Source organism: Pedobacter albus (assembly GCF_036324255.1).
GTDB lineage: Bacteria > Bacteroidota > Bacteroidia > Sphingobacteriales > Sphingobacteriaceae > Pedobacter > Pedobacter albus.
Window position 1 is genome coordinate 1,791,852 of sequence record NZ_JAZDQT010000001.1, and the last position, 21,898, is coordinate 1,813,749.

Sequence of the window (21,898 nt, forward strand, 5' to 3'; positions counted from 1 at the left end):
AGAATTAAACAACTGTAAACTGCCAATTGAAAATTGCAAACTGAAATGATCGGAATAATCAACTACGGAGCAGGCAACATTTTTTCGCTTACCGCAGCGCTCGAAAGGCAAAACATCGCCTATGGCATGGTAAACAACGAAGCCGAACTCGAGCCATACAGCCACATCATCATCCCAGGAGTGGGCCATGCAGGTACAGCCATGCACAAACTCGAGCAAACCGGCATGGTCAAAGCTATTAAAGCATTGCAAAAACCCGTGCTTGGCATTTGTGTGGGTATGCAATTGCTCACCGCGCATTCTGAAGAAGGCGATGCCAAACTACTGAATATCGTGCCTTTGGAAACCAAGCTGTTCGACAAAAACCTGGGCATCAAAATTCCGCACATGGGCTGGAATACCGTAGATTTTAAAAACAATTTATTATTTGAGAATGTTCCTAGTGGAACACAGTTTTACTTTGTACATTCTTATTTTATTGAATATAACCCTATTTTTGATATCGCCTCTGTTAATTATGGAAACAAATTTTCGGCTGCCATACAAAAAGACAATTTCTTTGGCGTTCAGTTTCACCCCGAAAAATCGGGCGAAGCCGGCGAGCGTCTATTAAAAAACTTCTCAAATTTAAGATCCTAGCATGTACATTATCCCAGCAATCGATATTTTAGACGGAAAAGTTGTCCGCTTGCGCGAAGGCGACTACAATCAGAAAACAGAATACGATGTTTCTATCGAAGAAATGATCGAGCGTTACCGCTCAAACGGTACAGATTTTATCCATATCATCGATTTAAATGGCGCCAAAGGCGATTTCAGCAACCAGCAGACCCTGTTCAGCATCATCAAAAAAACCGAAATGCGCGTACAATATGGCGGTGGCATCAGAACCATTGAGCAGGTGACCAATTTGTTGGATGCAGGCATACACCGGGTCATCGTGGGCACGCAAGCTGTAAGCAACCCCGATTTCCTTCCTAATCTGAGCGCTGCTTTTGCCAAAAAAGACGATTATGCCAACCGTATTGTGATTGCCATCGACGTGTTAGACGAGGTTATCAAATATTCGGGCTGGATGGAAAGCTCGCCAATTAAACTGATGGATTACGTAGACAAGTGCCTGCAATTGGGCTTTTTCAGGTTTTTGTGCACCGATATCAACAAAGACGGCAAATTGGGCGGTACGGCTATCGATTTGTATAGAAAACTGCTAGACCACTCTCCTTTCATCAAACTGATTGCCTCGGGTGGCGTAAGTTCTATGGCCGACATTAAGGAACTGGCCCAGCTCGATATCAGAAGCGTGGTAGTGGGCAAAGCCATTTACGAAGGCCATATCTCCATCGAAGAAATCAAGGAATGGAATTTAAAGGCTTTGAGCAGTATTTAGCGCCATGCTGACAAAAAGAATTGTCCCTTGCCTTGATGTAAAAGATGGCCGTACGGTAAAAGGCGTCAACTTTGTAGACCTGCGAGATGCGGGCGACCCGGTTGAACTGGCTGCGCAATACGCCAAGCAGGGTGCCGACGAACTGGTTTTTCTAGACATTACCGCGACCCATGAAAGGCGAAAAACCATGATCGAAATGGTTAAGGCCGTGGCGCGCCAACTAAATATCCCTTTTACCATTGGTGGTGGCATTAGCGAAATTGCCGATGCGGAAGCCTTACTCAATGCGGGTGCCGACAAAATCAGCATCAACTCGGCTGCCGTACGCAATCCGCAACTGATAGAAGATCTGGCCAAGGCCTTCGGCGTTCAATTTGTGGTTTTGGCGGTAGATACCAAACACATCGATGGCAAAAATTGGGTACATTTAAATGGAGGCCGTTTGATAACCGAACTCGAAACCGAAGACTGGATCAAAAGAGCGGAGAATTTGGGTGCTGGCGAAATCTTGCTGACTTCGATGGACCACGATGGCACCAAACAAGGCTTCGACTGCGGTTTGTTGGGCAAAATCAACAAAATGATCAACATTCCCATCATTGCCTCTGGTGGCGCCGGAAAAACGGAGCACTTTACCGAGGTTTTTCAACAGGCTGGCGTAGATGCGGCATTGGCGGCCTCGGTTTTCCACTATGGAGAGATTTTGATACCAGACTTGAAACAAGAATTAAAAAAACACGATATTCCGGTAAGGTTATAAGCTTGGCTTTGCACCTACCAACAACAAATCAAATGACAAACCAAATTACTTCCCTCGACTGGGAAAAAACAAATGGATTAATTCCTGTAGTGATCCAGGATGAGCAGACCTTAGAAGTGCTGATGCTGGGCTATATGAATGCCGAAGCTCTGGCCAAAACACAAGCCGAGGGCAAGGTTACTTTCTTTTCGCGAAGCAAAAACCGTTTGTGGACCAAAGGCGAAGAAAGTGGCAATTTTCTTTTCGTTAAATCCATTGCGGCCGACTGCGATAACGATACTTTGCTGATTAAGGCAAGTCCGGTTGGGCCAACCTGCCACAACGGCACCCGTAGCTGTTTCAATACCCCCTACAACCAGAACTTTATTTTCGAGCTGGAAAATATCATCAAAGACCGTTTTGAAAACCCAACCGCCGAATCTTACGTGAACAAGCTTCGCCAAAAAGGCCTGAACAAAATTGCCCAAAAAGTGGGCGAAGAAGGCGTAGAAACCGTGATTGCGGCCTTGAATGAAACCGATGAGGATTTTATAAACGAGGCCTCCGATTTGGTCTTCCACCTGCTGGTTTTATTAAAAGCCAAAGGAAAAACGCTGGGCGATATTGCACTTAATTTGGAAAAAAGACATTAATAAGTATAGCGTATGGCGTAAAGCGTAGCGCGATAACTTAAACTCGAGATAGCAAAACTCAAGACGCCCAACGCCATACGCTCAACGCTTAACGCAAGACGCAAGACGCACTACCCAACACCAACCACCATGCTCAAACACCTTCGTACGCTTTCAGGCCACCAAAATCCGGTATACGCTTTGACCAATTCGGGCAAGGAAGGCATATTTTTTAGCGCAGGCAACGATAAAGGCGTGGTCGAGTGGTCGCTCGAGAAACTGGCGTTCCTCATGGTTAAACTGCCGGTTCAGAGTTCGGTTTACTGCCTACACTACTACAACGACCAGCTATTTATTGGCGAACGAAGCGGTGCTTTTAGCGTATTCGATTTTGTAAAGCAGGAAGTTGTGGCGCGCATCAATGCCCATACCAAGCCTATTTTCAACATTCAAACCGTTAAAAGCAAAAACGAACTGCTTACTGCCGGCGAAGATGGCACGGTTGCCGTATGGTCGTTGAGCGATTTGAAGGAAATCTACCGATTTCAAGTCGCTAAAGAAACCGTTCGAGCCATCGCCATTTCACCCAACGAAACCGAAGTGGCCTTTGCCTGTAAAGATGGTTTCATCCGCATTTATAATTTGGCCGATTACAGTCCGAAACAGGAACTCGATGGCCATACCTTACCAGCTACCTCATTAGCTTACCACCCCGAAGGGAAATACCTCATTACGGGTGGTCGAGATGCCCAGCTGCGCATTTGGGGTTTGCCTAATTACGAGCTGAAACAAACCATTCCGGCCCATTTGTTTGCCATTTACGATATCGTCTTCCACCCTAAGCTTCCTTATTTTGCTACGGGAAGCCAGGACAAGAGCATTAAGCTTTGGGATGCCGAGAACTTTAAGCTTTACAAAATCCTAAACATCGATAAAGCAGGCATTGGGCATACCCATTCCATCAACAAAATCATTTGGTCGGCCAAGGGCGAGCACCTGATCTCAACCGGCGATGATAAAAAGATTATGGTTTGGGATTTTAACGATGCTTAACAAAAGGACTTTTGATAAAGTTCCAAATGCGTTTGTGCAGCGGATATCTTCTGTAGCTGACTACCACCGCGCCCATCGTTAAGCCCTCATCGCTAAAGGCCATTTCCAATTCCAGTTCTTGCGCCACTGATTCGGGCGTAATTTCCAGCTCTTTTGTTGCGTATCCCAAGCATTTAAACTCGAGCAACAGTTTCTGGCCCGGAGTGGCTTTTACTTGAAGCGTAAATCTACCATTGTCGCCAGTACTACCTGATACGCTACTATTTTTTAAAAATATGCTTACATCCGGCAAAGGCAGTTTGTCTTCCTTGGCTGTAATAATACCTTTTATTATGATTAAACTATCTGATGGTTTGGCTTCTTCTTTGATTTTTGAACCCTTTTCATTCGTGTTTTGATGTATAGCAGAATCGCTTTTTGCAAAAGTATTCGAATAAACCTTCGAACTGGTCAATAAAGCCAAGCTTGAAGCCAGCAAAACCTTGGCGCTAAAGCTCCAACCTTCATGACGAACTTCTTTTGGTTTAAAGTAATCCAACTGTTTTTGCGAAAGACGTCCACAAACACGGCCGTTGCTGTTGGCAAACCAGTCTTGCAGTTCGTCGGCTGTCCAGCCCCTAAAATCGATCACCTCCTTTTGGCAGGAACTGCAATAACGGCCTTTTTCGGCTGGAGATAGGTCTGCCCAATTTTGGGTGCAAGGCTTGGGTATAGAGATTCTGAGTTGTTGCATAAACGTTAATTTAATTTAGGATGCACTTCGAGCTAAATTCCATAAAACTACTTAATTTATACCTACTTTTTTCATGCCTTCCCTACCAAAGAATACCGGAAAATACATCATTTCGGCCTTTGCCGGATTGAGCACATAACTGCCCGAATAGCGTGGCATCAGATCGATATTAAAAGTGTACTTGCCCTGTTTGAGTTTGGTACAGAAAATAGCCGTTTTTTCTTTAAAATATTCGCGATGCGTTTCTACACCCCAAAACGACTGCAATTTGTTTTCGTAAGAACAACCTGCCGGAATAGGAATTTCGATCATCACATAATCTGCATCGGCCCTTACCTCCACTTCTACACTAAGCGTTGCCAAAGTTCCAGCTTTGAGTTGCTTTACCTTGGCTCCTTTTTGCCTAAAACTTGAACTCACCGTAAAATCTTTGCTCACTTTTTCGGGCTTTGGGTTTTGGAATTGCTGGTAAGCCGTAAAATAAATAGGCATTCCACCTTTTTTGGCCAAACTAAATCCGCTTGCATGGGTAAGCGTTTTGCTAAAAGGAAAAGTACTAACGGTTTCCTGATTGATGGTTAGGGTAGCTGGAGCTCCTTTGGGGTTTGCCGCAAGCATTTCGGGCAGTATGGTTTCTAAAATCAGCGACGATTCGTAGGTATTGCGCCATTGTCCGTTTTTGCGCTGCTCTAAAAAGTAAAGCTGTATTTTTTCGAGTTCGTTGGCATGGCCACCCGCAGCCTTTAGAATCTCGTAAGCCAGCAAAGTGTTCTGGATGCTGTTATCCCAGAAACGATTGTTTTCCTCGCCCCAGTAATAATTGCCAAACATGGTCTGTTTTTTCAGCAGGAGCAATCCATCGGTATCTACTTTTAGACCAGCCATTTGCTTCAGGCGCATCAGCTGCAAGTTGCTGTACAACGAAGGTTTTTCTGCTGTTTCGGCTTTTTCGATGGCCAGCGCCCAATCTTTAATATAGTTCTTATTGTCTAATAGATAAAGTAGTTTTACTGTTGGCAACTGGCTTAGGTCGGTATTTGCAACCAATTTATTAACCAGGTAGGTATAAAGCATTTTTTTGTCGAGCGCAATGGGATAGCCGTCTTTTTCGGCCATTAATAAGGCTTCTACAACGTGCAGGCTGATCCACATTTCTTCGCTGCTGTTTGTCCACCAGCCCCAGGTGCCTTCGGGCCTTTTGTTCTGTCCAAGTTTTTTAAGGATAAAGGCAATATCTTTTTCATGTGTAAAAGGCTCGCCGAGATATTTCCTTACTTTCTTTTCGAGCAGCAATGCTTTGAGTTTAGAGGCCAGCTGTTCGTTGCAGAGGTATTCGTAGTTGCGCAGCTTGGTCATTTCATCGAGCAACGACGGAAAAACAGAAGCTTCTGCCTTTAGGGTAATGTTGCCCAGCTTCTTGTCAAATTCGTAATTGACAGTTGTATCTCGCAAAAAAGCACCAAAATAACCCTTAGTTTCTTTTACACCTGCCTCAACTACCGGCACTTTCCTGATTTCTCCATCAAAATAACCATTGCTTTGTTTCAATGTATACTCAAAGTTCAGGCTGTCTTTTCCGTTTACCGCAATGGTCATCGTATCGATGTGTGCGTTTTTAAAACCGACTTCTCCACTGAGCAGTTCTTTGCCGTTATACACAAACCTGCGGTTCATTTTTTCTTCCAAAGGCGTATAGTTCATCAGTTTGCCCAGCACCTTAATGCTATCGCCATTAACGGCAAACAAAGGCGACACAAAATTGGCGCTTAAGGTTTTAAAGGATTTGATGGCTGTTTCGGCATAACCGCTCTGTTTATTGCCGTTCATGGCAATTACCCTGGTTTTCCAATTGGTGATATCGTCTGGAAACTTGACACTAAAGCTCGCATTGCCATTTTCGTCGGTAAACAATTGGGGTTGCCAAAAGCCAACGTCAGAGAAATCGTGACGCATAGTCTGTTGTTGCGCAACCAGCTCTCCCGTTTCGGTTAGGGCTGTATTCCCCTTTTTGGTTTTGATCAGGATGACTCCATTAGCTGCCATCGCACCATAAATGGCAGTGGCATCATTGCTATTAAGCACGCTCATGTTGTCAATTTCTTCAGGGTTTAGCTTGCTTATCATTTCATAAGGCACCACCACACCATCGAGCACTACCATGGCTTTGTTGTTATCGGGCAGACTTCTAGCTCCGCGCAATACCAAACGCATTTGATCGCTGTTTACGCTAAGCCCAGCCACACGCCCTGATAGTTCGTTGGCAACAAGGGTAGTTGAAGACATGGCCAAACTGCGCTTGGTCGCAACGCCATAGCCCGTTATCACCACCTCATTCAATTCATTTTTGCTATTTTCGAGTGCAATGGTTCCGATGTTTCCATTGGCTATAGGTATTTCCTTGCTTTCGAAACCTATCGCTGCAACAATGATTTTTCCGTTTGCCGGAACGGCAATGCTGAACTGCCCATCGGCACCGGTTACCGTACCCTGTCCAAACCCAACTACCCTAACCGAAGCTCCAGGCAAAGCTGATTGATCGCTTGCGGCAACTACTTTTCCGTACATCTGGTTAGCCAACATGCTTTTGCCAATATTCATGCTGTTGTAATTGTAGAGTACTTTATCATCAATGGCATTGTAAACACCGCTTTTGGCTGCTTTGATGTAGGCATCGAGCTCTTTGCTCAACCGATCGGCTGCCACAATCTTAAAAGCCTTCCATTCATAATAGTTCTGTCCATTGGCTTTAATATTGACATCATCGGCCATGAAATAACGATTATCTTTGAGCAAGAACAGTATGCGGTAGCTCCCTTCGCCGAAATAGGGAAAAACAGTGGTGTTGCCGGGGTAGATATGAATAAAATCTGGCTGGTTATTTTTATAGACCACAATGTTTTTAATATACGGCAATTTGTTTTTAAAGGCCGTATCTATGGCAATGACCAGCCTTCCCTTCATCTTGTTTGTGGTCTTTTCATTGCTGAACAATAAAGTTGTATAGCTTCTCAAGTTCAGGTATTCGTTCCAAATACTATCGATTTCGCCTCTTTTTAGAACGTATTGGCTGAAATTGTCGTTGCCATTTTGGGCTACATTGGCTAAAACCACCGCTGAAGAAGATAGAGGATCTACCGGTTTTTTCGGCTGGTTGTATACGCGTTTTACATAGCTGGGCACCTGTAGGCTTTCATAAGATTTTTGCTTGATCAGTCCCGGCAAAAACGTATAGGTATAGCCTGGCTCCTTAATAAAGTTATGCGAAAGCCCCTTGGTTTCAAAGCTGAGGAAATTTTCTTTAAATGGCCCAACCAGCAATTCTTTTGCACGCGAAACCATGGGTGGCGGATTTAGCAAAACCAATGTTGTATCTGCCCGAAGTGTAGTTTTCTCCGCTTGAAAATTGTCGGTTATTTTAATCATGAACCGTTCCAGGTATGAAGCCTCATCTGGTGTCAATACATTTTTCTGGAGTGTTACCTCTGCTTTGGTATTGGCTACATCAGCCTCCACGCTGATTACTTTTTTGCTTCCCCTGGCTATATCAACCTCGCGCAAATAGATCATTTTGGTAGCCGTACGCATCCTAATGGAATGCGTGCCGGGCTTTACCGCAAAAGCGTAGCGTTGCAATTGTTCTGCCTGACTAAAATATACCGGCACTTCGTCGATATACAAGATGCTTACAGGGTCGATATCGCCATTTTCGATGACAAAAGGAGCTAGCTGGGCCAATTCGCCATGGAGTTGCTCTACATAGGTGTAAATTTCTTTGGGGTGGGTAAACTTGTAATATTCGATGGTATCCAGACCTAAAGCCCTGCCCCATTTTTGCCAATCCATTTGAAGTGCGCCATGGGCACTTACTTCTTCCATTTCCAATAATCTTTTCCTTTTTCGGGCAAAATAGCGCTTCGAGAAATCGGGTAGCGAAGGCGACGGCACATTTCCAAACTTAGCGGTAAATGCCTGTGCCGTTACATCGGTACCAGCCACCGGTTTATCGGCAATATCGGTAACCTTAACCAGCATTTTCACCTCTTGGCCCGGATAAACTACAGGCGGGGCAATCAGCTTGACATTAAGGTAATTTGGATTATAAACAGTGCTTATTTCCTGGTTTTTTTCTTCTCCATTCCAAAAATAATTGATGCGGATATGCGCCGCCTTGCTGATGCCGTGCCTCAAAGCGGTATCCAGGCGATTGGCATACCCCTGCAACAAAATGCGGTTGCCTGAAAAAACGGTATACCAAAAAGGCACTTTGTTTTCATTGTTAACCAGCACTTTTAGCGAATCTTTGGTCTGCAAGGCACCAATGCTCAAAGTCGGCGAAAAATTGCGCAGGTAAATCGAATCGTTAAAACCGTTCAGCAACTTCACTTTATAGTATTCGGCATTGTAATTGGCTTTTACACTGGCGGGCAAGGTGAGTTGCATCGAATCGAGTTGTATACCTGAAGCGGCATAGGCAACTACGCTTGCCTGTTGTGGCAACAGCTGGTCATTTTCCTTGTAGGTGATCAGCAGGCTGTCTTTTTGCAGCGTTCCTTTAATTTCTTGCAGTTTTTGCTCTTTTTGGTACCGATAAGAAAGCGATTGCTCCTGTCTTCGCACTTCGTTGTTGCTGTTTCGCAAAACAATATTTAGCCTGAAATCGATATTTGCCTTTGGAAAAATACTATCGGGCAATATCAATTTGGTTTCGCCAACCGGATCGAGCTTCATTTCTTTCTTCCAAAGCGTATCGGGTACAAATACTTTCCGGTCGAAATAACCGCTGACCCCACTGGTAACGGCCACTATTTCTACGCGACCATCGGGTACGGCCAATTCGTTTTCGTCAGTTGCTTTCATAAAAACGGCAAGTGGCGAACCAATTTGATGTACGGTTTTGTCGGTTCTTACCTTAAAATCCAATGATTTGAGTTCATAATCTTCATACCTAAAGCCCGAGCTAGCGAGTCTGTTTTTTTTGCCATCATTAGTTACCAACTCGATAAAGTAGTCTCTATCCAACACCAATTTCAAGCTATCGGCCAGTATAAAGCTAAAATCATAGCCTCCATCGCGATAAGGGTTTAGTGTTCCTATTTTTTTGGGTTGGCCATATCCATACAGAAGCACATCGGCCGTTTTGTTTTTAATGGCTCCGCCTTTGACATCTACTACATAAGCCTTAAACTTAACCGCATCTAAGGGTTTGTATTTGGGTTTACTAAAAACCAGATAGCCCCGATATGGCGATTCCTCATTCCGGTATCGGTATTTCTTTCTGAACAGGTTTTTAAAGGGCTGCCAAGTATATTTGATTGGAAAAGAATAGGCAACTTTTCTAAAAAACGGCCAGTCTTCGCGCGGATTGTTGATTTCGAAACTAAAAAAATTACTCACGCCTTGGTAGCTCACCTTAACCACTTGGCTCTTTTTACTATAGCCGCACTGGTAAAGATGGGCCTGTTGATTATAGGCTACCTTTTGTCCGTTGGCCAGTTCTACTCGGGCATCAGACACTAAATTGCCTTTAAGGTCTTTTACATAGAACTGTAGGTTATATTGGTTGTTCACGATAGCCACATCGACGTTCCGCTTGTCGACCAGACTATAATTCAGCTTATTTTTGATGGGGCTTACATACAGGTAATTGCCATAAGGCAGCTTGTCTTCATATTTCTTATTGATTTTGAAGCTATCGATCAGCGTATGCAAAAAACCGTCGTTGATAACCGATTTGCCTTCGCTGGTCAAACCGAACATTTCTTGATCAGTCAATCTATAGATATAGGTGTAATGGCCCAGCTGACGACTGCTGTTTAACCTCGATTGCGCGGCAACGAAGGTGGAAAGAAAGCAAAAAGACAAAAAGAGTAAGCGTATCTTCATAAATGAGGGTTTATTTAAAGATACTTTTTGGGCATCGATTCCATATTGAGTAACCAAATTTTATGCAGTTTCTTAGATATTTTGTCGAATTGCCCTATATTTAGCCATGGACACACCAAAACCACTACCTATACTAGATGCCGAACAGATCAGGGTGCTTGGCGCCTTGATGGAAAAATGCAAAACAACACCCGATTACTATCCGATGACCCTAAACGGCTTGGCAGCCGCCTGCAACCAAAAAACATCGAGGAAACCGGTAGTGCAATACGACGAATCGACTATTGTAACAGCACTCAACTCCTTAAAAATTGCGGGACTAATTGCTACGGCTACCGGTGGATCGATCAGAAACATCAAATACAAACATAATTTTGCCATTGTTTACCCCTTGGTTCCGGCCGAAGTAGCGGTAATGTGCCTCTTGTTTTTACGTGGTCCGCAAACACCGGGCGAAATCAATACCAACTCGGGCAGGCTGTACGAATTCGAAACTTTAGAAGAGGTACAAGGCGTTTTAGAAAAACTTGCCAACGAAGAACCGCCCTACATCAAGCAACTGCCACGCAGACCCGGACAAAAAGAGCAACGCTACATGCATTTGTTTGCTGGCAATATGGAAACTTTTGAAGAAGAATACATCAACGCAGATGAGCCTTCGGGCAAATCAAACAGCGAATTGGAAGAGCGCCTAGGCAAAGTTGAAGCGGAACTTGCCGAGCTTAAAACCAAGCTAGAGGAATTGATGAGGGAACTTGGCGTTTAGTACTAACGTTCATTAGTTCATTGGTCATTGGTTCATTAGGTTATTGGTGCATTTACCATATAAGACATTTAAGTTTCATGTAAGGCAATAAGTCTTAATAAATTGCTTCGTAAAGCTCATTGACGTAGGTTTTTTGGCCTTCGGTGAAAATCCTTACATGGTTAATAAATTATCCAAATAATTAAATAACTAGCTTTAAAAGAACCTTTTAATGATGCGCAGCTTGTGCGTATAACGTCCGAGTTCGGCATTGTAAATTCCCTTGCCATCAATAGGGTCGATACGTACCTTACCTGCCGCATGGATGATTTTGTCGTTGCCCAGCATCATACCCACGTGGGTAATTTTGCCTTCTTCGTTATCGAAAAAAGCCAAATCGCCAACAGTTGCCCCTGATAGGAAATCGACCAATTCGCCTTGCTCTGCCTGCTGTGAAGCATCTCGCTTCAATTGTATCCCATGTAGCCTGAAAACAGTTTGCACAAAACCCGAACAATCGATGCCAAACAAGGTTCTGCCACCCCATAAATAAGGTGCATTTTCGAAAAATTTGGCCGTTTTTTCGATTTCGCTGGCGATAGATTCACGGTTTGGCAACCATGCCTCGAACTTTACTTCGAATTTTTCTTCGCCCAAAAAGCAAAAGCCGTTTGCATAAAATGGCAATGTACAACCTGCCGGCACGTAATAGGCACTTCCGTTGGCCGCAATCAGGGTATTGTTTACCGCAGCTGGGGCCAAATAGCGGTAAGCATGGCTATCCAAATATGGTGCCTCGCCTAGTTTGGCCAACTGCTTAAAATCCATCCAGCCTTCGTAACCATCGTCAAAATTCTGTACCAGCCACCATTTTTCGGTCTGCTCGATTACTTTTACCCGATCGCCAAACAACAGTTGCGATACGATTTCACTTCGGTCTGATGGTTCTTTTCTGAGTGGCGCAATGGCAACCCTGCAAATTTGGTAATTTTCCATGCTTTAAATGCGAGCCCTAAAATAACGATTAATAGTTAAAAACTGCATTATCAAACTTTTATGGCCAAAAATTGTTATTTTTAACAGACAAATCCAAATGCTGAAATCATGAACTACAAAAAAATCCTCATTGCTGTAGACAACAGTACTTGTTCTGAAAAAGCAGCAAAAACGGGCTATGAAATGGCCAGTAAATTCGATGCCGAAATTGCTTTGTTAAACATCATAGAACCAGCTCCAGCCACGGTTAATCCCGATTTTACCTTGGCGCCGGTTTTTATGGAAATGTACGACAACAGCGAGGAGAACAGCCATGTGCTGCTCAAAGAAATCGAAAAAAAATTCAGCAACAACGTCAAAACCACTTACCTCACCAGTTTAGATACGGCTAGCCACGGCATTTTGAAGCAGGCCGAAGAATGGGGCGCCGACCTGATTGTAATCGGTACGCATGGCAGAACCGGTCTTTATCATTTCTTTATGGGCAGCGTGGCCGAACATGTAGCCAGAAAAGCGCCTTGTCCGGTGTTGGTGGTCCCTAACCGTAGTGATGTATAACTGATTGTGATTAGCTTTGTCCTATGAAACTGCATATTTTTGGAGCTTCAGGCAGCGGCGTAACTACTTTGGGCCAGGCTTTAGCCAAACAACTCGACATTCCTTATTTAGATAGCGACGATTTTTTCTGGGAGGTTTCTTCTCCACCCTTTACCATTAAGCGAAACCAGGCCCTCAGAAATGAAATGGTCCAACAAGCCTACAGGCAAACCAAGCACTGGGTATTGGGTGGTTCTATTATCAATTGGGGTGAAAATGTATTTCCTCCATTCGACCTGATTGTTTTCTTGTGCTTGCCTCCGGCCATCCGTTTGGAGCGACTAAAAGCAAGAGAACTTGAACGTTATGGCGATGTGATCATCAGCAATCCGCAAAGAGCAAGTCAATTTAGCGAATTTATGGCATGGGCTACCGATTACGACCATGCCACAGGACTGGCCAATCGTACGCTAAAGGCACATGAAAACTGGCTTGGCAAACAAACTAGTCCAGTACTCGAAATCAGAGGCGATTACAGTATCGAACAAAAATTGGCGATGGTCGGCAAAAAACTGGAAAAGTTGCACCCATAAAAAAAGGGACCCGATTACCGCGTCCCTTTCGTTTATTTTTAAGCCCAATTTAGCCTTCTTGGTGCAACCAGGCTTTTTTGGCCAATAATTCTTCTTCGGTTTCGCGAACATCTTCATCGTCAACACAACAATCTACCGGACAAACCGCTGCACATTGTGGCTCGTCGTGAAAACCTTTACACTCCGTACATTTGTCGGAAACAATATAATAAACTTCGTCAGAAAGAGCTTCCTGCGAAGCGCCAGCATCGATCTGCTGATCGCCAAAATCGATGATGCCATCTAAATTGGTACCATCTGAAAATCTCCAGGCCGTGCCTGCATCGTAAATTGCATTATTTGGGCATTCTGGCTCACATGCGCCACAATTAATACACTCGTCTGTTATTTTAATTGCCATGTCTTCGTCTATATCTATTGCTAAGCTTAACTTTGCAGTGCAAATATAACACATAATCATTTATAATAATTCTAAATATGTCATCACTTAGCAAAGAAAGCCTTATCCATGCCTTTGAAAAACTCGGCGAATTGATGGCCAACCCCGGCCAAACGTTCGAAGCGGTTATCCAATCGGCAAGCAGGCACAATGCCTGGTTTACCGAACAAGAGGTAGAAAAAGCACTTTCATCGCTAAGCAAAATGCTTAATACCAAAGATTTGCAAAAATGGATGGAGCCCATCAGCTTCAGCGCCAACCCCAAAAAAGTAGGCCTGATTTTGGCCGGAAACATTCCTCTGGTAGGCTTTCACGATGTGCTTTGCGTATTGGCAACCGGAAATATCGCGCTGATTAAAATGTCGTCGTCTGATGATAAATTATTGCCAGCCCTGCTCAAAAAACTAACAGAACTGGTGCCTGAGCTAAACGATCGCATTATTTATACCGAAAGGTTACAGGATTTCGATGCCATTATTGCGACCGGCAGCAACAACACCTCGCGCTATTTCGAATTCTATTTTGGCAAAGTCCCTAACATCATCCGCAAAAACAGAAACAGCGTGGCTGTGCTGAGTGGCCAAGAAAGCGAAGCCGAACTGCAAAGCCTGGGCCACGACATTTTCGATTATTTCGGCATGGGTTGCAGAAATGTTTCTAAAATTTATGTGCCCAAACATTACAAAATGGATCATTTATTTGAGGCCATCGAATCCTACAGCGCCATTATTAACCATTTCAAATACAACAACAACTACGACTACAACAAATCGGTTTACCTTGTAAACTTGGTGAAGCATTTCGACAACGGCTTTTTGTTGGTCAAGGAAGATGAAGCCATGACTTCTCCTTTGGCCGTTCTTTTTTACGAAAGCTATGAAGACGCTAGCCAGTTGGCTCAAGAGCTGAACGAGAAAGAAGAACAGATCCAATGTGTGGTGTCGCATTTAGACCTGCCTTTAAATCATGCGCCTGTTGCCTTTGGCCAAAGCCAAAACCCAAAGCTTTGGGACTATGCCGATAACGTGAATACCATTGATTTTCTGCAGGCTTTGTAGCCTCTAAATTTATCGCTATTTTGTAGGCACTTTATCCCCGAGTGCTCATTTGACAGCGATTAGAAGTTTCGTTTGGCCTTTACTGCTATTGCTTTTTTCCGTTGTAGGATTAAAGGCCCAGGTTTGTACGGGTTCATTGGGCGATCCGGTGATCAATATCGATTTCGGAAGGGGTTCCAGTTCCTTTGGGCCTCAGTTAAGCGGTACGCTCACCAATTACACCTACGTAGCTGGCACGCCCAACGATGGGCAGTACACCATTGCTCAAAGCACTAACGGCATGCACAATAACCCGGGCAACGGTTGGTTTCAAATCAATAATCACACCCCTAATGACCCCAATGGCTACATGATGGTGGTTAATGCCTCTACTACGCCAGGTATTTTTTACCAGTCTACCATTTCTTCGAACCTCTGCCCCGGCACCACTTACGAATTTGCCGCCTGGATCATCAACATCCTGAACTATTCGGGCAACAAACCCAATGTAACCTTTACCATCGAAACCACCGATGGTACCGTACTTAAAAGCTACAATACCGGCGATATTCTGGAAACGGCTCAACCCACCTGGAAACAGTATGCCATGACCTTTACCACCACCAGCAACGCGGCCATTGTACTCAAAATGACCAATAATGGGCCTGGCGGGGTTGGAAACGATATTGCTTTGGACGATATCACGTTTAGGCCTTGCGGACCAACGGTAAATCCCACCATCAACGGCGTTAGCAGTCAGCTTACCTATGCCTGCGAGGGCGATACCAAAAGCTTTCTGCTTTCGGCCAACATTGGCACGGGCTTTAATCAGTTGAGCTACCAATGGCAACAGCTGAGCAACGGCACCTGGACCGACATTGCCGGAGCAACAGGCAGTCAGTACCAAGTTAATTTCAACAATGCCGCTAAAAATAATTATCAGTATCGGTTGGCAGTTGCCGATGGTACCAACATCAGCAGTGTAAATTGCAGGGTGGTCTCTCCCCCTATTACCCTCAGCGTAATTTCGCCCACTACGGTAACCAGCTATCCTAGCAATAAGGTGTGTTTGGGCCAACCTATTTCATTAAAAGTTGAGGCAGGCACCAGCTATTTGTGGACTGGCCCCAATAATTTCACCTCTACCCAGCAAAACCCTGTCATTAACAATGCCTCGCACAGCATGGAGGGCACTTATACCGTAGTAGTAAGCAACGAAGGCGGTTGCAAAAGCACGGCGACCACGGTGGTTACGGTTAACGATCCTCCGATAGCCAACGTAACAGCAAGCGCCAATACCATTTGCGAAGGCGACCAAACCACGTTGACTGCAACAGGCGGCACCACTTACACTTGGTTGCCAGCCGAGGGACTTGCTGCTACCGATATTCCCAACCCCACTGCCTCGCCCACCGAAACCACTACTTATCAGGTAACCGTAGCCAACGGCGCTTGTCAAACCACCCTACCCATTACCATTACCGTGATCAAAAAGGTAACGGCATCGGCCGGCGAAGACAAAAGGGTGCTCAAAGACAATCCCATACAGCTTGATGGCAAGGTCACCGGCCCTTACACCAAATATTACTGGACACCGAGCGATTACCTCGACGACCCTAACAAGCTCAACCCCATTGCTACGCCGCCACAAGACATGGTCTACACGCTACACGTAGAAAATAGTGGAGGTTGTGCCAGTAGCGAAGACGAAGTTTTGGTAAAGGTTTACGAAAACCTGCATGTTCCAAATACCTTTAGTCCCAATGGCGATGGGCAGAACGATGTGTGGAAAATTACGCCCCTAGGCCCCTATCCCAACGTCAGCATCAAGGTTATGAACCGCTCTGGCGAAACTGTTTACCAGGCCACAGGCAATACCGCAGCGCCTTGGGATGGCAAATACAAGGGCAAGGCCGTTCCGCTGGGCGTTTATTATTACGTCATTCAGTTAGAGCCCGAGCTAAAGGCCGTTAGCGGCTGGGTAATGCTGGTCAGGTAAGAAGAATGAAATCATGTTGCTTTCGTGCCTCGTTTTTCGGCTAGAAATGTTATTTTTGGGCAAATGTATATCATTAAAGTAAAAGGCATCGCCAAAATACCTGATTACGTGCAGCTAAGGGACGAAAAATTTACGCTCTTGGCCTACTTCAGGGTAGACAGGCCCGATAAATCTTTAGAGAAATTGGGCTTTGGCGATAAGCTCGACGAAATTATGAACGTTATTAATGACCTTCCCTTTGGGCAGGTTACCAAATTAGATATCTGAACATGACACAAAGCGCAGTAATCAACTTACAGAACGTAGACGTTTTTCAGCAAAAGCACCTGGTTTTATCCAATGTTAACCTCGATATAGCCAAAGGCGAATTTGTTTTCCTGATTGGCCAAACCGGTTCTGGAAAAAGCAGTTTGCTTAAAATCATTTACGGCGATTTGCATATCGGCAACGGCAACGGTAGTGTGGCTGGTTTCAACCTCAAAAACCTGGCCGATAAGGAAGTTCCTTTTTTACGCAGGAAACTGGGCATTGTTTTTCAGGATTTTCAGTTATTGAGCGACAGGACCATCGAACAAAATTTGGATTTTGTACTGAAAGCCACCGGCTGGAACGACAAAAACCTCATCAACGAGCGCATTAAAGACGTATTGGAAAAAGTAGGCCTGCGTTCTAAAATCAAGAAAATGCCTCACGAGCTTTCGGGTGGCGAGCAACAGCGCGTGGTTATTGCCAGGGCCTTGCTCAACAATCCGGAAATTATATTGGCCGACGAGCCAACGGGCAACTTAGATCCAGATACTTCAGAAGAAATCGTATTGCTATTGAAACAGATCAGCCAAAGCGGCACCGCGGTTTTAATGGCCACCCACGACTACCATATCATCCGTACCTTCCCTTCGCGCATCATCAAGTGCGAAAACGGCATTGTACATGAAGACGCCCAGATTGCCTAGTGCAATGCTGACAAAAAATTAGATTTCAGCCATTCTGTTCGGTAACAAGTAATTAAAACTGACAGCATGGCTGATTTTTTATTATTGGCAAAACTTTTGAGTTCGAACACAAAAACACGAGTATACAACATGTTTAATAAGAAGAAAAAGGAAGAAGAACCGATGACTGAAAATCAGGCGGAACAAGAAGCGCAAGATACGCAAACCGAAGATAAAGTAGCTGAACCAGTTGCAGAACTTTCTGCAGAAGAAAAACTGCAACAAGAAAACGCGGCCCTTAACGACAAATATCTTCGTCTGTTTGCCGAATTCGACAATTATAAGCGCCGTACCCAAAAAGAACGCGTTGAGCTGTTGCAAACTGCAGGCAAAGACGTAGTTGTTTCCTTGCTCCCTGTGTTAGACGATTTTGAGCGCGCCATTAAAGCCACCGAAAACGCTACCGAAGTAAGCGCCATTCGCGAAGGCATTATCTTGGTTCAAAACAAGCTTAAGAGCATTTTGGGCCAAAAAGGCTTAAAAGAAATGGAAAGCATCCACACCGTTTTCGATACAGACAAACACGAAGCCATTACCAATATTCCTGCGCCTAGCGACGATTTAAAAGGCAAGGTGGTTGACGAATTAGAAAAGGGCTATACCCTAAACGATAAAGTAATCCGCTTCGCCAAAGTAGTAGTAGGAGCATAATATAAATCAGTGAATTTGAGAATGAGTGAGTGAATGATTAAATAATACATTCAAAATTCAATCCTTCAAAATTCAATCATTAGGAAAAATGAGCAAGAGAGATTATTACGACATACTTGGCGTAGCCAAAGGCGCTTCGGCGGAGGAAATTAAAAAAGCCTACCGCAAATTGGCTATTAAATACCACCCTGATAAAAACCCCGATGATAAATCGGCCGAGGAAAAATTCAAGGAGGCAGCCGAGGCTTACGAAGTATTGAGCAGCCCAGAGAAGAAACAGCGTTACGACCAATATGGCCATGCAGGCGTTGGTGGCGCAGCGGGTGGAGGCTTTGGTGGTGGCGGCATGAACATGGAAGATATTTTTAGCCAGTTTGGCGATATCTTTGGTGGCGGAGGCAGCCCTTTCGATAGCTTTTTTGGTGGCGGTGGAGGCCAATCGCGTGGCGGCCGTAGGGTAGCCAAAGGAAGTAACCTGCGCATCAAGGTTAAACTAACCTTAGAGGAAATTGCCAATGGTGCGGAGAAAAAAATCAAGGTAAACAAACAGATTACCTGTAAAACCTGCGATGGCACAGGCGCTAAAGACAAATCGTCGGTGAGCACCTGTAAAACCTGTGGTGGCAGTGGTGCAGTGCGCAGGGTAACCAATACCATTTTGGGCCAGATGCAAACCACGGCAACCTGCCCTACCTGTCATGGCAGCGGCCAACAGATTACGGCCAAATGTAACGCTTGCCATGGCGAAGGCACTGTTCGTGGCGAAGAAACCATTACCATCAACATTCCGGCTGGTGTAAGCGAAGGCATGCAGTTGAGCATGGCTGGCAAAGGAAATGCCGCACCGAATGGCGGTATTCCGGGCGATTTGATTATTCTGATCGAAGAACTACCTCACGAAACGCTTAAACGCGAAGGCAACAATATTGTTTACGATTTGCACGTCAGCATTATCGATGCGGCCATAGGTGCCAGTGTTGAAGTGCCAACCATTGATGGCAAGGCTAAAATCAAAATTGATCCGGGAACCCAAAGCGGCAAGCTACTGCGTCTAAAAGGCAAAGGTATTCCGGAGGTGAATTCTTACCACCGTGGCGACGAGATCATCCATGTAAACATCTGGACTCCAAAAGCGCTCAGCAGCGAAGAAAGGGCCCTGTTAGAAAAACTGCGTGAATCTCCGAACTTTAAGCCACAGCCCGGCAAAAACGACAAAAGCTTTTTCGACAAAATGAAAGAGTATTTCGAATAACAAAAAAGCACCGAAAATTCGGTGCTTTTTTTATGCTTTTAGGTTTCGTTTATAAACTAATGGTATATACGTTGGCAAATTTGGCAATGTAGTCACTAGCTACGGGAACTTCTTTTTGGTCAATCAACAGTTTTTTAATCATTCTTTTATCCTGTAGCATAGACAAGCTGATTTCTAAGGGTGCTTTGTTTCCCAGTTTCAGGTAAAAGACCTGGTTTGCATTTTGGTTGACCAAAGCAATGATTTGAGCGGATTCGATCTGATAATAGCCAAATTTCTCACTGCCCGCATTAAAGGGTTCTCTGATCCTGAACTGGATTTGCTTCATGTTTCCAGCATTGTCTTTTTGATACAGCTGGATCTGCCCTTCCTGATAAGAGCCACTTACCGCAGTATTGAGCAAATCCTTCTCATCTACGCCCTTAACAGCCAATTGCAAAGTTGGGGCAGCCATTACAGAGCAGGCGCAAAGCCTCTCGCCACCAACATTTTCTTTTTTACAGGCAACACTTACCGTAAAAAGGAGAAAACAAACGATTAAAAATTTTTTCATCTTGATTTTAGGTTTATCCGGTTAACCCAAATATAATGATCTATCTTTAAATGCAATGTTAATTTTGCGTGGATTAAAAATCTAATGCGCTTTGGGTTGAGAGGACACATCCTGACCAACTTTACCTGAATTAGCAAACATTTGCCACAGCTTAACAAGTTTTAGTGAAGCAACTTTAATAATCTGCAAATCGGTGGCTTTTTGAAATACCCACCATGCCACCTAACTTGAGATTTTAAATCCCACTAAGAGATCACGAAACGGATATCGACGCTACCAAATACGTTATTTGCTCTTTTTCAGCTTGTCTTTGTTCTGGTCTTCATTTTTGAGTGCCAAAGCTATCCTGTCTTCAAAAGGCTTTAAGTCGAGATTCATTTGGCTTACCGATAGCGGAATTTGATTGGCTGTTTTTAAGGTAGGCGTATACCCGCCCGATGCCATGTAAAAACGATCTGGATACTTTGGCGAAACACCTTGCTCAAAATCTACACGTTGTCCTTCCTTGCCATCGGTATTCGAAAATCTTACTTTGTTAAAGTTTATCCATTTGCCCGTAGCCTCTTCCTTGCCCCAGGCATTATAATAGTAAGCTTCCCTCCTGATTTGGCCATTGGTATAGCCATAGTTTTCGATAAACGAATAAAAGCCATCGAACAAGCGTTGCTCTTTGGGTGCGCGCCACGAAGCTACATATTGCCAGTCTTGCCCCTCCAGTTTGTACCAGGCAGAAAGCACTACCGAATTATTGGCCTGCTTGCTGATGTTCATCAAGAACTTAACCGGCTTGCCAGTTTGCCAATTGGCTGTTTTTACATACGATTGGCCACCAGTACCCTCCCCACCAAAACTGTTTACCGTAGTAGCTTCGCCTTTGTCGACTAAGGAAACATAATCGTGTTGGGTTATGGTTTTATCGTGCTCGGCATCTTTGCTGTCCCAGACTGAAAATAGTACCCTACGTTCGGTTTCGCTATTGGTTTGGATGCCCATATAGCCCCTAAAAAATCCGAGGCTCATGTAATAGGTAGCCAAAGGATCGCCGCCCTCAGGCACCAAGATCTCTTCGTAAATCCAGTTATAAGCCTTGGTGGTTTGATCGGTTGTGCTAAACGACAAATGCACCGAAGGCGACGATTGGTAATCGGTTTGGTTCACTTGACCGCCCGGTTTTAACGATTTAAAAGTCAAGTTTGCGATTTTAATGGCCGATTCTGGATCTGAAATTGGTTTCAGCTCGTACCTGAAATAACCCGTTTGCGGTACATCGACTTTCGCCGCAAACAAACTATCGGCCTGGCCTGTACCTTTAAAGGTTATTTTTTTGGTGAAGCCCTTAAAGCCACTATTGGCATAGGTGGCGCTTACCTTCAATTCGAACTGTAGGTTTTTGCCTTGTTCAACCGTGTGGTTGAAAGAAAGCTCATAGCTTCCCGGCTTTTGGTACAGGTACCATACCACGCTTTTGCTTTTATCACGCCAGTTGGATACGATGCCTTTGTTTTCCGGATAGCCAACAGGTACAGAAACGCCTGGTCTGCCAGGACTGAAAGGCTCTACATAACCTTTATTAGCTGGTATTTTAAACAATTGGGCAGCAGGCTGTTGGGCAAGTGCCATGTTGCAAGCCAAAATGGCTAGAAATAATAGGATTTTTCTCGGTTTCATGAGGTT

20 protein-coding genes are annotated in these 21,898 nt (G+C 44.5%); 14 read left to right on the forward strand and 6 right to left on the reverse strand.

Translation table 11 applies throughout. The features are described 5' to 3' along the window. Positions 1-45: 45 nt before the first annotated feature. From hisH to VRU48_RS07410, 5 genes are all read left to right on the forward strand, one after another. Entirely contained in the window at positions 46-639 is a 594-nt protein-coding gene (gene hisH / locus VRU48_RS07390) for an imidazole glycerol phosphate synthase subunit HisH (RefSeq protein WP_330107282.1), read from the forward strand. A gap of 1 nt (position 640) precedes the next feature. Then, on the forward strand, positions 641-1,390 hold the full coding sequence (gene hisA / locus VRU48_RS07395) for a 1-(5-phosphoribosyl)-5-[(5-phosphoribosylamino)methylideneamino]imidazole-4-carboxamide isomerase (protein WP_330107283.1): 750 nt from the start codon (positions 641-643) through the stop codon (positions 1,388-1,390). Between the two features lie 4 nt (positions 1,391-1,394). Continuing rightward, positions 1,395-2,150, forward strand: coding sequence for an imidazole glycerol phosphate synthase subunit HisF (hisF, locus tag VRU48_RS07400; RefSeq protein ID WP_330107284.1), 756 nt, complete (start codon positions 1,395-1,397; stop codon positions 2,148-2,150). Between the two features lie 32 nt (positions 2,151-2,182). After that, positions 2,183-2,782, forward strand: coding sequence for a bifunctional phosphoribosyl-AMP cyclohydrolase/phosphoribosyl-ATP diphosphatase HisIE (gene hisIE, locus VRU48_RS07405; protein ID WP_330107285.1), 600 nt, complete (start codon positions 2,183-2,185; stop codon positions 2,780-2,782). Between the two features lie 129 nt (positions 2,783-2,911). Beyond that, positions 2,912-3,814 carry a WD40 repeat domain-containing protein gene (locus tag VRU48_RS07410; protein WP_330107286.1) on the forward strand — a complete coding sequence of 301 codons (903 nt, stop codon included), beginning with the start codon at positions 2,912-2,914 and terminating at the stop codon, positions 3,812-3,814. Here the strand turns inward: VRU48_RS07410 and VRU48_RS07415 are convergent. Together VRU48_RS07415 and VRU48_RS07420 are read right to left on the reverse strand one after the other, a co-directional pair. After that, a complete protein-coding gene (locus tag VRU48_RS07415; protein WP_330107287.1) occupies positions 3,801-4,547 on the reverse strand; it encodes a carboxypeptidase-like regulatory domain-containing protein in 747 nt (248 codons plus the stop codon). The two genes, VRU48_RS07410 and VRU48_RS07415, sit on opposite strands and share 14 nt — an antisense overlap. Before the next feature lie 51 nt (positions 4,548-4,598). Then, a complete protein-coding gene (locus VRU48_RS07420) occupies positions 4,599-10,430 on the reverse strand; it encodes an alpha-2-macroglobulin family protein (protein WP_330107288.1) in 5,832 nt (1,943 codons plus the stop codon). Between the two features lie 106 nt (positions 10,431-10,536). Between VRU48_RS07420 and VRU48_RS07425 the strand changes: the two genes are divergently transcribed. Then, the gene (locus tag VRU48_RS07425; protein ID WP_330107289.1) at positions 10,537-11,196 is read left to right on the forward strand and encodes a YceH family protein; all 660 of its coding nucleotides are present in this window, start codon (positions 10,537-10,539) and stop codon (positions 11,194-11,196) included. A 195-nt stretch (positions 11,197-11,391) separates the two neighbouring features. Here VRU48_RS07425 and VRU48_RS07430 read toward each other — a convergent pair whose 3' ends face one another. After that, positions 11,392-12,171: a C40 family peptidase gene (locus VRU48_RS07430; RefSeq protein ID WP_330107290.1), complete on the reverse strand. Its 780-nt coding sequence runs from the start codon at positions 12,169-12,171 to the stop codon at positions 11,392-11,394. A 108-nt stretch (positions 12,172-12,279) separates the two neighbouring features. Here VRU48_RS07430 and VRU48_RS07435 point away from each other — a divergent pair, with 108 nt between their 5' ends. Both VRU48_RS07435 and VRU48_RS07440 read left to right on the forward strand, forming a co-directional pair. Beyond that, positions 12,280-12,729 carry a universal stress protein gene (locus VRU48_RS07435; RefSeq protein WP_330107291.1) on the forward strand — a complete coding sequence of 150 codons (450 nt, stop codon included), beginning with the start codon at positions 12,280-12,282 and terminating at the stop codon, positions 12,727-12,729. Positions 12,730-12,752: 23 nt separating this feature from the next. After that, a complete protein-coding gene (locus tag VRU48_RS07440; protein WP_330107292.1) occupies positions 12,753-13,301 on the forward strand; it encodes a P-loop NTPase family protein in 549 nt (182 codons plus the stop codon). Between the two features lie 49 nt (positions 13,302-13,350). On the opposite strand, the gene VRU48_RS07445 is transcribed toward VRU48_RS07440, so the two are convergent. After that, on the reverse strand, positions 13,351-13,701 hold the full coding sequence (locus tag VRU48_RS07445) for a 4Fe-4S dicluster domain-containing protein (protein WP_199137504.1): 351 nt from the start codon (positions 13,699-13,701) through the stop codon (positions 13,351-13,353). A 77-nt stretch (positions 13,702-13,778) separates the two neighbouring features. Here VRU48_RS07445 and VRU48_RS07450 point away from each other — a divergent pair, with 77 nt between their 5' ends. The 6 genes from VRU48_RS07450 to dnaJ all read left to right on the forward strand — a co-directional run bounded on the left by VRU48_RS07450 (position 13,779) and on the right by dnaJ (position 19,671). Then, the gene (locus VRU48_RS07450) at positions 13,779-14,798 is read left to right on the forward strand and encodes an acyl-CoA reductase (protein ID WP_330107293.1); all 1,020 of its coding nucleotides are present in this window, start codon (positions 13,779-13,781) and stop codon (positions 14,796-14,798) included. 88 nt (positions 14,799-14,886) lie between these two features. Further along, a complete protein-coding gene (locus tag VRU48_RS07455; protein WP_330107294.1) occupies positions 14,887-16,776 on the forward strand; it encodes a T9SS type B sorting domain-containing protein in 1,890 nt (629 codons plus the stop codon). 63 nt (positions 16,777-16,839) lie between these two features. After that, positions 16,840-17,043: a fructose-6-phosphate aldolase gene (locus VRU48_RS07460; RefSeq protein ID WP_199137408.1), complete on the forward strand. Its 204-nt coding sequence runs from the start codon at positions 16,840-16,842 to the stop codon at positions 17,041-17,043. Between the two features lie 2 nt (positions 17,044-17,045). Further along, positions 17,046-17,729, forward strand: coding sequence for a cell division ATP-binding protein FtsE (locus VRU48_RS07465; RefSeq protein WP_330107295.1), 684 nt, complete (start codon positions 17,046-17,048; stop codon positions 17,727-17,729). Positions 17,730-17,858: 129 nt separating this feature from the next. Beyond that, positions 17,859-18,419, forward strand: a complete 561-nt coding sequence (locus VRU48_RS07470) for a nucleotide exchange factor GrpE (protein ID WP_330107296.1) — start codon at positions 17,859-17,861, stop codon at positions 18,417-18,419. Between the two features lie 88 nt (positions 18,420-18,507). Beyond that, on the forward strand, positions 18,508-19,671 hold the full coding sequence (gene dnaJ, locus VRU48_RS07475) for a molecular chaperone DnaJ (RefSeq protein WP_330107297.1): 1,164 nt from the start codon (positions 18,508-18,510) through the stop codon (positions 19,669-19,671). 49 nt (positions 19,672-19,720) lie between these two features. Here dnaJ and VRU48_RS07480 read toward each other — a convergent pair whose 3' ends face one another. Further along, positions 19,721-20,224, reverse strand: a complete 504-nt coding sequence (locus VRU48_RS07480; RefSeq protein WP_330107298.1) for a hypothetical protein — start codon at positions 20,222-20,224, stop codon at positions 19,721-19,723. A gap of 285 nt (positions 20,225-20,509) precedes the next feature. After that, a complete protein-coding gene (locus tag VRU48_RS07485; RefSeq protein ID WP_330107299.1) occupies positions 20,510-21,892 on the reverse strand; it encodes a DUF3472 domain-containing protein in 1,383 nt (460 codons plus the stop codon). Between the last annotated feature and the right edge of the window lie 6 nt (positions 21,893-21,898).

Bases quoted from the DNA above. Each gene is read 5' to 3' on its own strand.
- hisH (WP_330107282.1), top strand. From the start codon at position 46: ATGATCGGAATAATCAACTACGGAGCAGGCAACATTTTTTCGCTTACC.
- hisA (WP_330107283.1), top strand. From the start codon at position 641: ATGTACATTATCCCAGCAATCGATATTTTAGACGGAAAAGTTGTCCGC.
- hisF (WP_330107284.1), top strand. From the start codon at position 1,395: ATGCTGACAAAAAGAATTGTCCCTTGCCTTGATGTAAAAGATGGCCGT.
- hisIE (WP_330107285.1), top strand. From the start codon at position 2,183: ATGACAAACCAAATTACTTCCCTCGACTGGGAAAAAACAAATGGATTA.
- VRU48_RS07410 (WP_330107286.1), top strand. From the start codon at position 2,912: ATGCTCAAACACCTTCGTACGCTTTCAGGCCACCAAAATCCGGTATAC.
- VRU48_RS07415 (WP_330107287.1), bottom strand. From the start codon at position 4,547: ATGCAACAACTCAGAATCTCTATACCCAAGCCTTGCACCCAAAATTGG.
- VRU48_RS07420 (WP_330107288.1), bottom strand. From the start codon at position 10,430: ATGAAGATACGCTTACTCTTTTTGTCTTTTTGCTTTCTTTCCACCTTC.
- VRU48_RS07425 (WP_330107289.1), top strand. From the start codon at position 10,537: ATGGACACACCAAAACCACTACCTATACTAGATGCCGAACAGATCAGG.
- VRU48_RS07430 (WP_330107290.1), bottom strand. From the start codon at position 12,171: ATGGAAAATTACCAAATTTGCAGGGTTGCCATTGCGCCACTCAGAAAA.
- VRU48_RS07435 (WP_330107291.1), top strand. From the start codon at position 12,280: ATGAACTACAAAAAAATCCTCATTGCTGTAGACAACAGTACTTGTTCT.
- VRU48_RS07440 (WP_330107292.1), top strand. From the start codon at position 12,753: ATGAAACTGCATATTTTTGGAGCTTCAGGCAGCGGCGTAACTACTTTG.
- VRU48_RS07445 (WP_199137504.1), bottom strand. From the start codon at position 13,701: ATGGCAATTAAAATAACAGACGAGTGTATTAATTGTGGCGCATGTGAG.
- VRU48_RS07450 (WP_330107293.1), top strand. From the start codon at position 13,779: ATGTCATCACTTAGCAAAGAAAGCCTTATCCATGCCTTTGAAAAACTC.
- VRU48_RS07460 (WP_199137408.1), top strand. From the start codon at position 16,840: ATGTATATCATTAAAGTAAAAGGCATCGCCAAAATACCTGATTACGTG.
- VRU48_RS07465 (WP_330107295.1), top strand. From the start codon at position 17,046: ATGACACAAAGCGCAGTAATCAACTTACAGAACGTAGACGTTTTTCAG.
- VRU48_RS07470 (WP_330107296.1), top strand. From the start codon at position 17,859: ATGTTTAATAAGAAGAAAAAGGAAGAAGAACCGATGACTGAAAATCAG.
- dnaJ (WP_330107297.1), top strand. From the start codon at position 18,508: ATGAGCAAGAGAGATTATTACGACATACTTGGCGTAGCCAAAGGCGCT.
- VRU48_RS07480 (WP_330107298.1), bottom strand. From the start codon at position 20,224: ATGAAAAAATTTTTAATCGTTTGTTTTCTCCTTTTTACGGTAAGTGTT.
- VRU48_RS07485 (WP_330107299.1), bottom strand. From the start codon at position 21,892: ATGAAACCGAGAAAAATCCTATTATTTCTAGCCATTTTGGCTTGCAAC.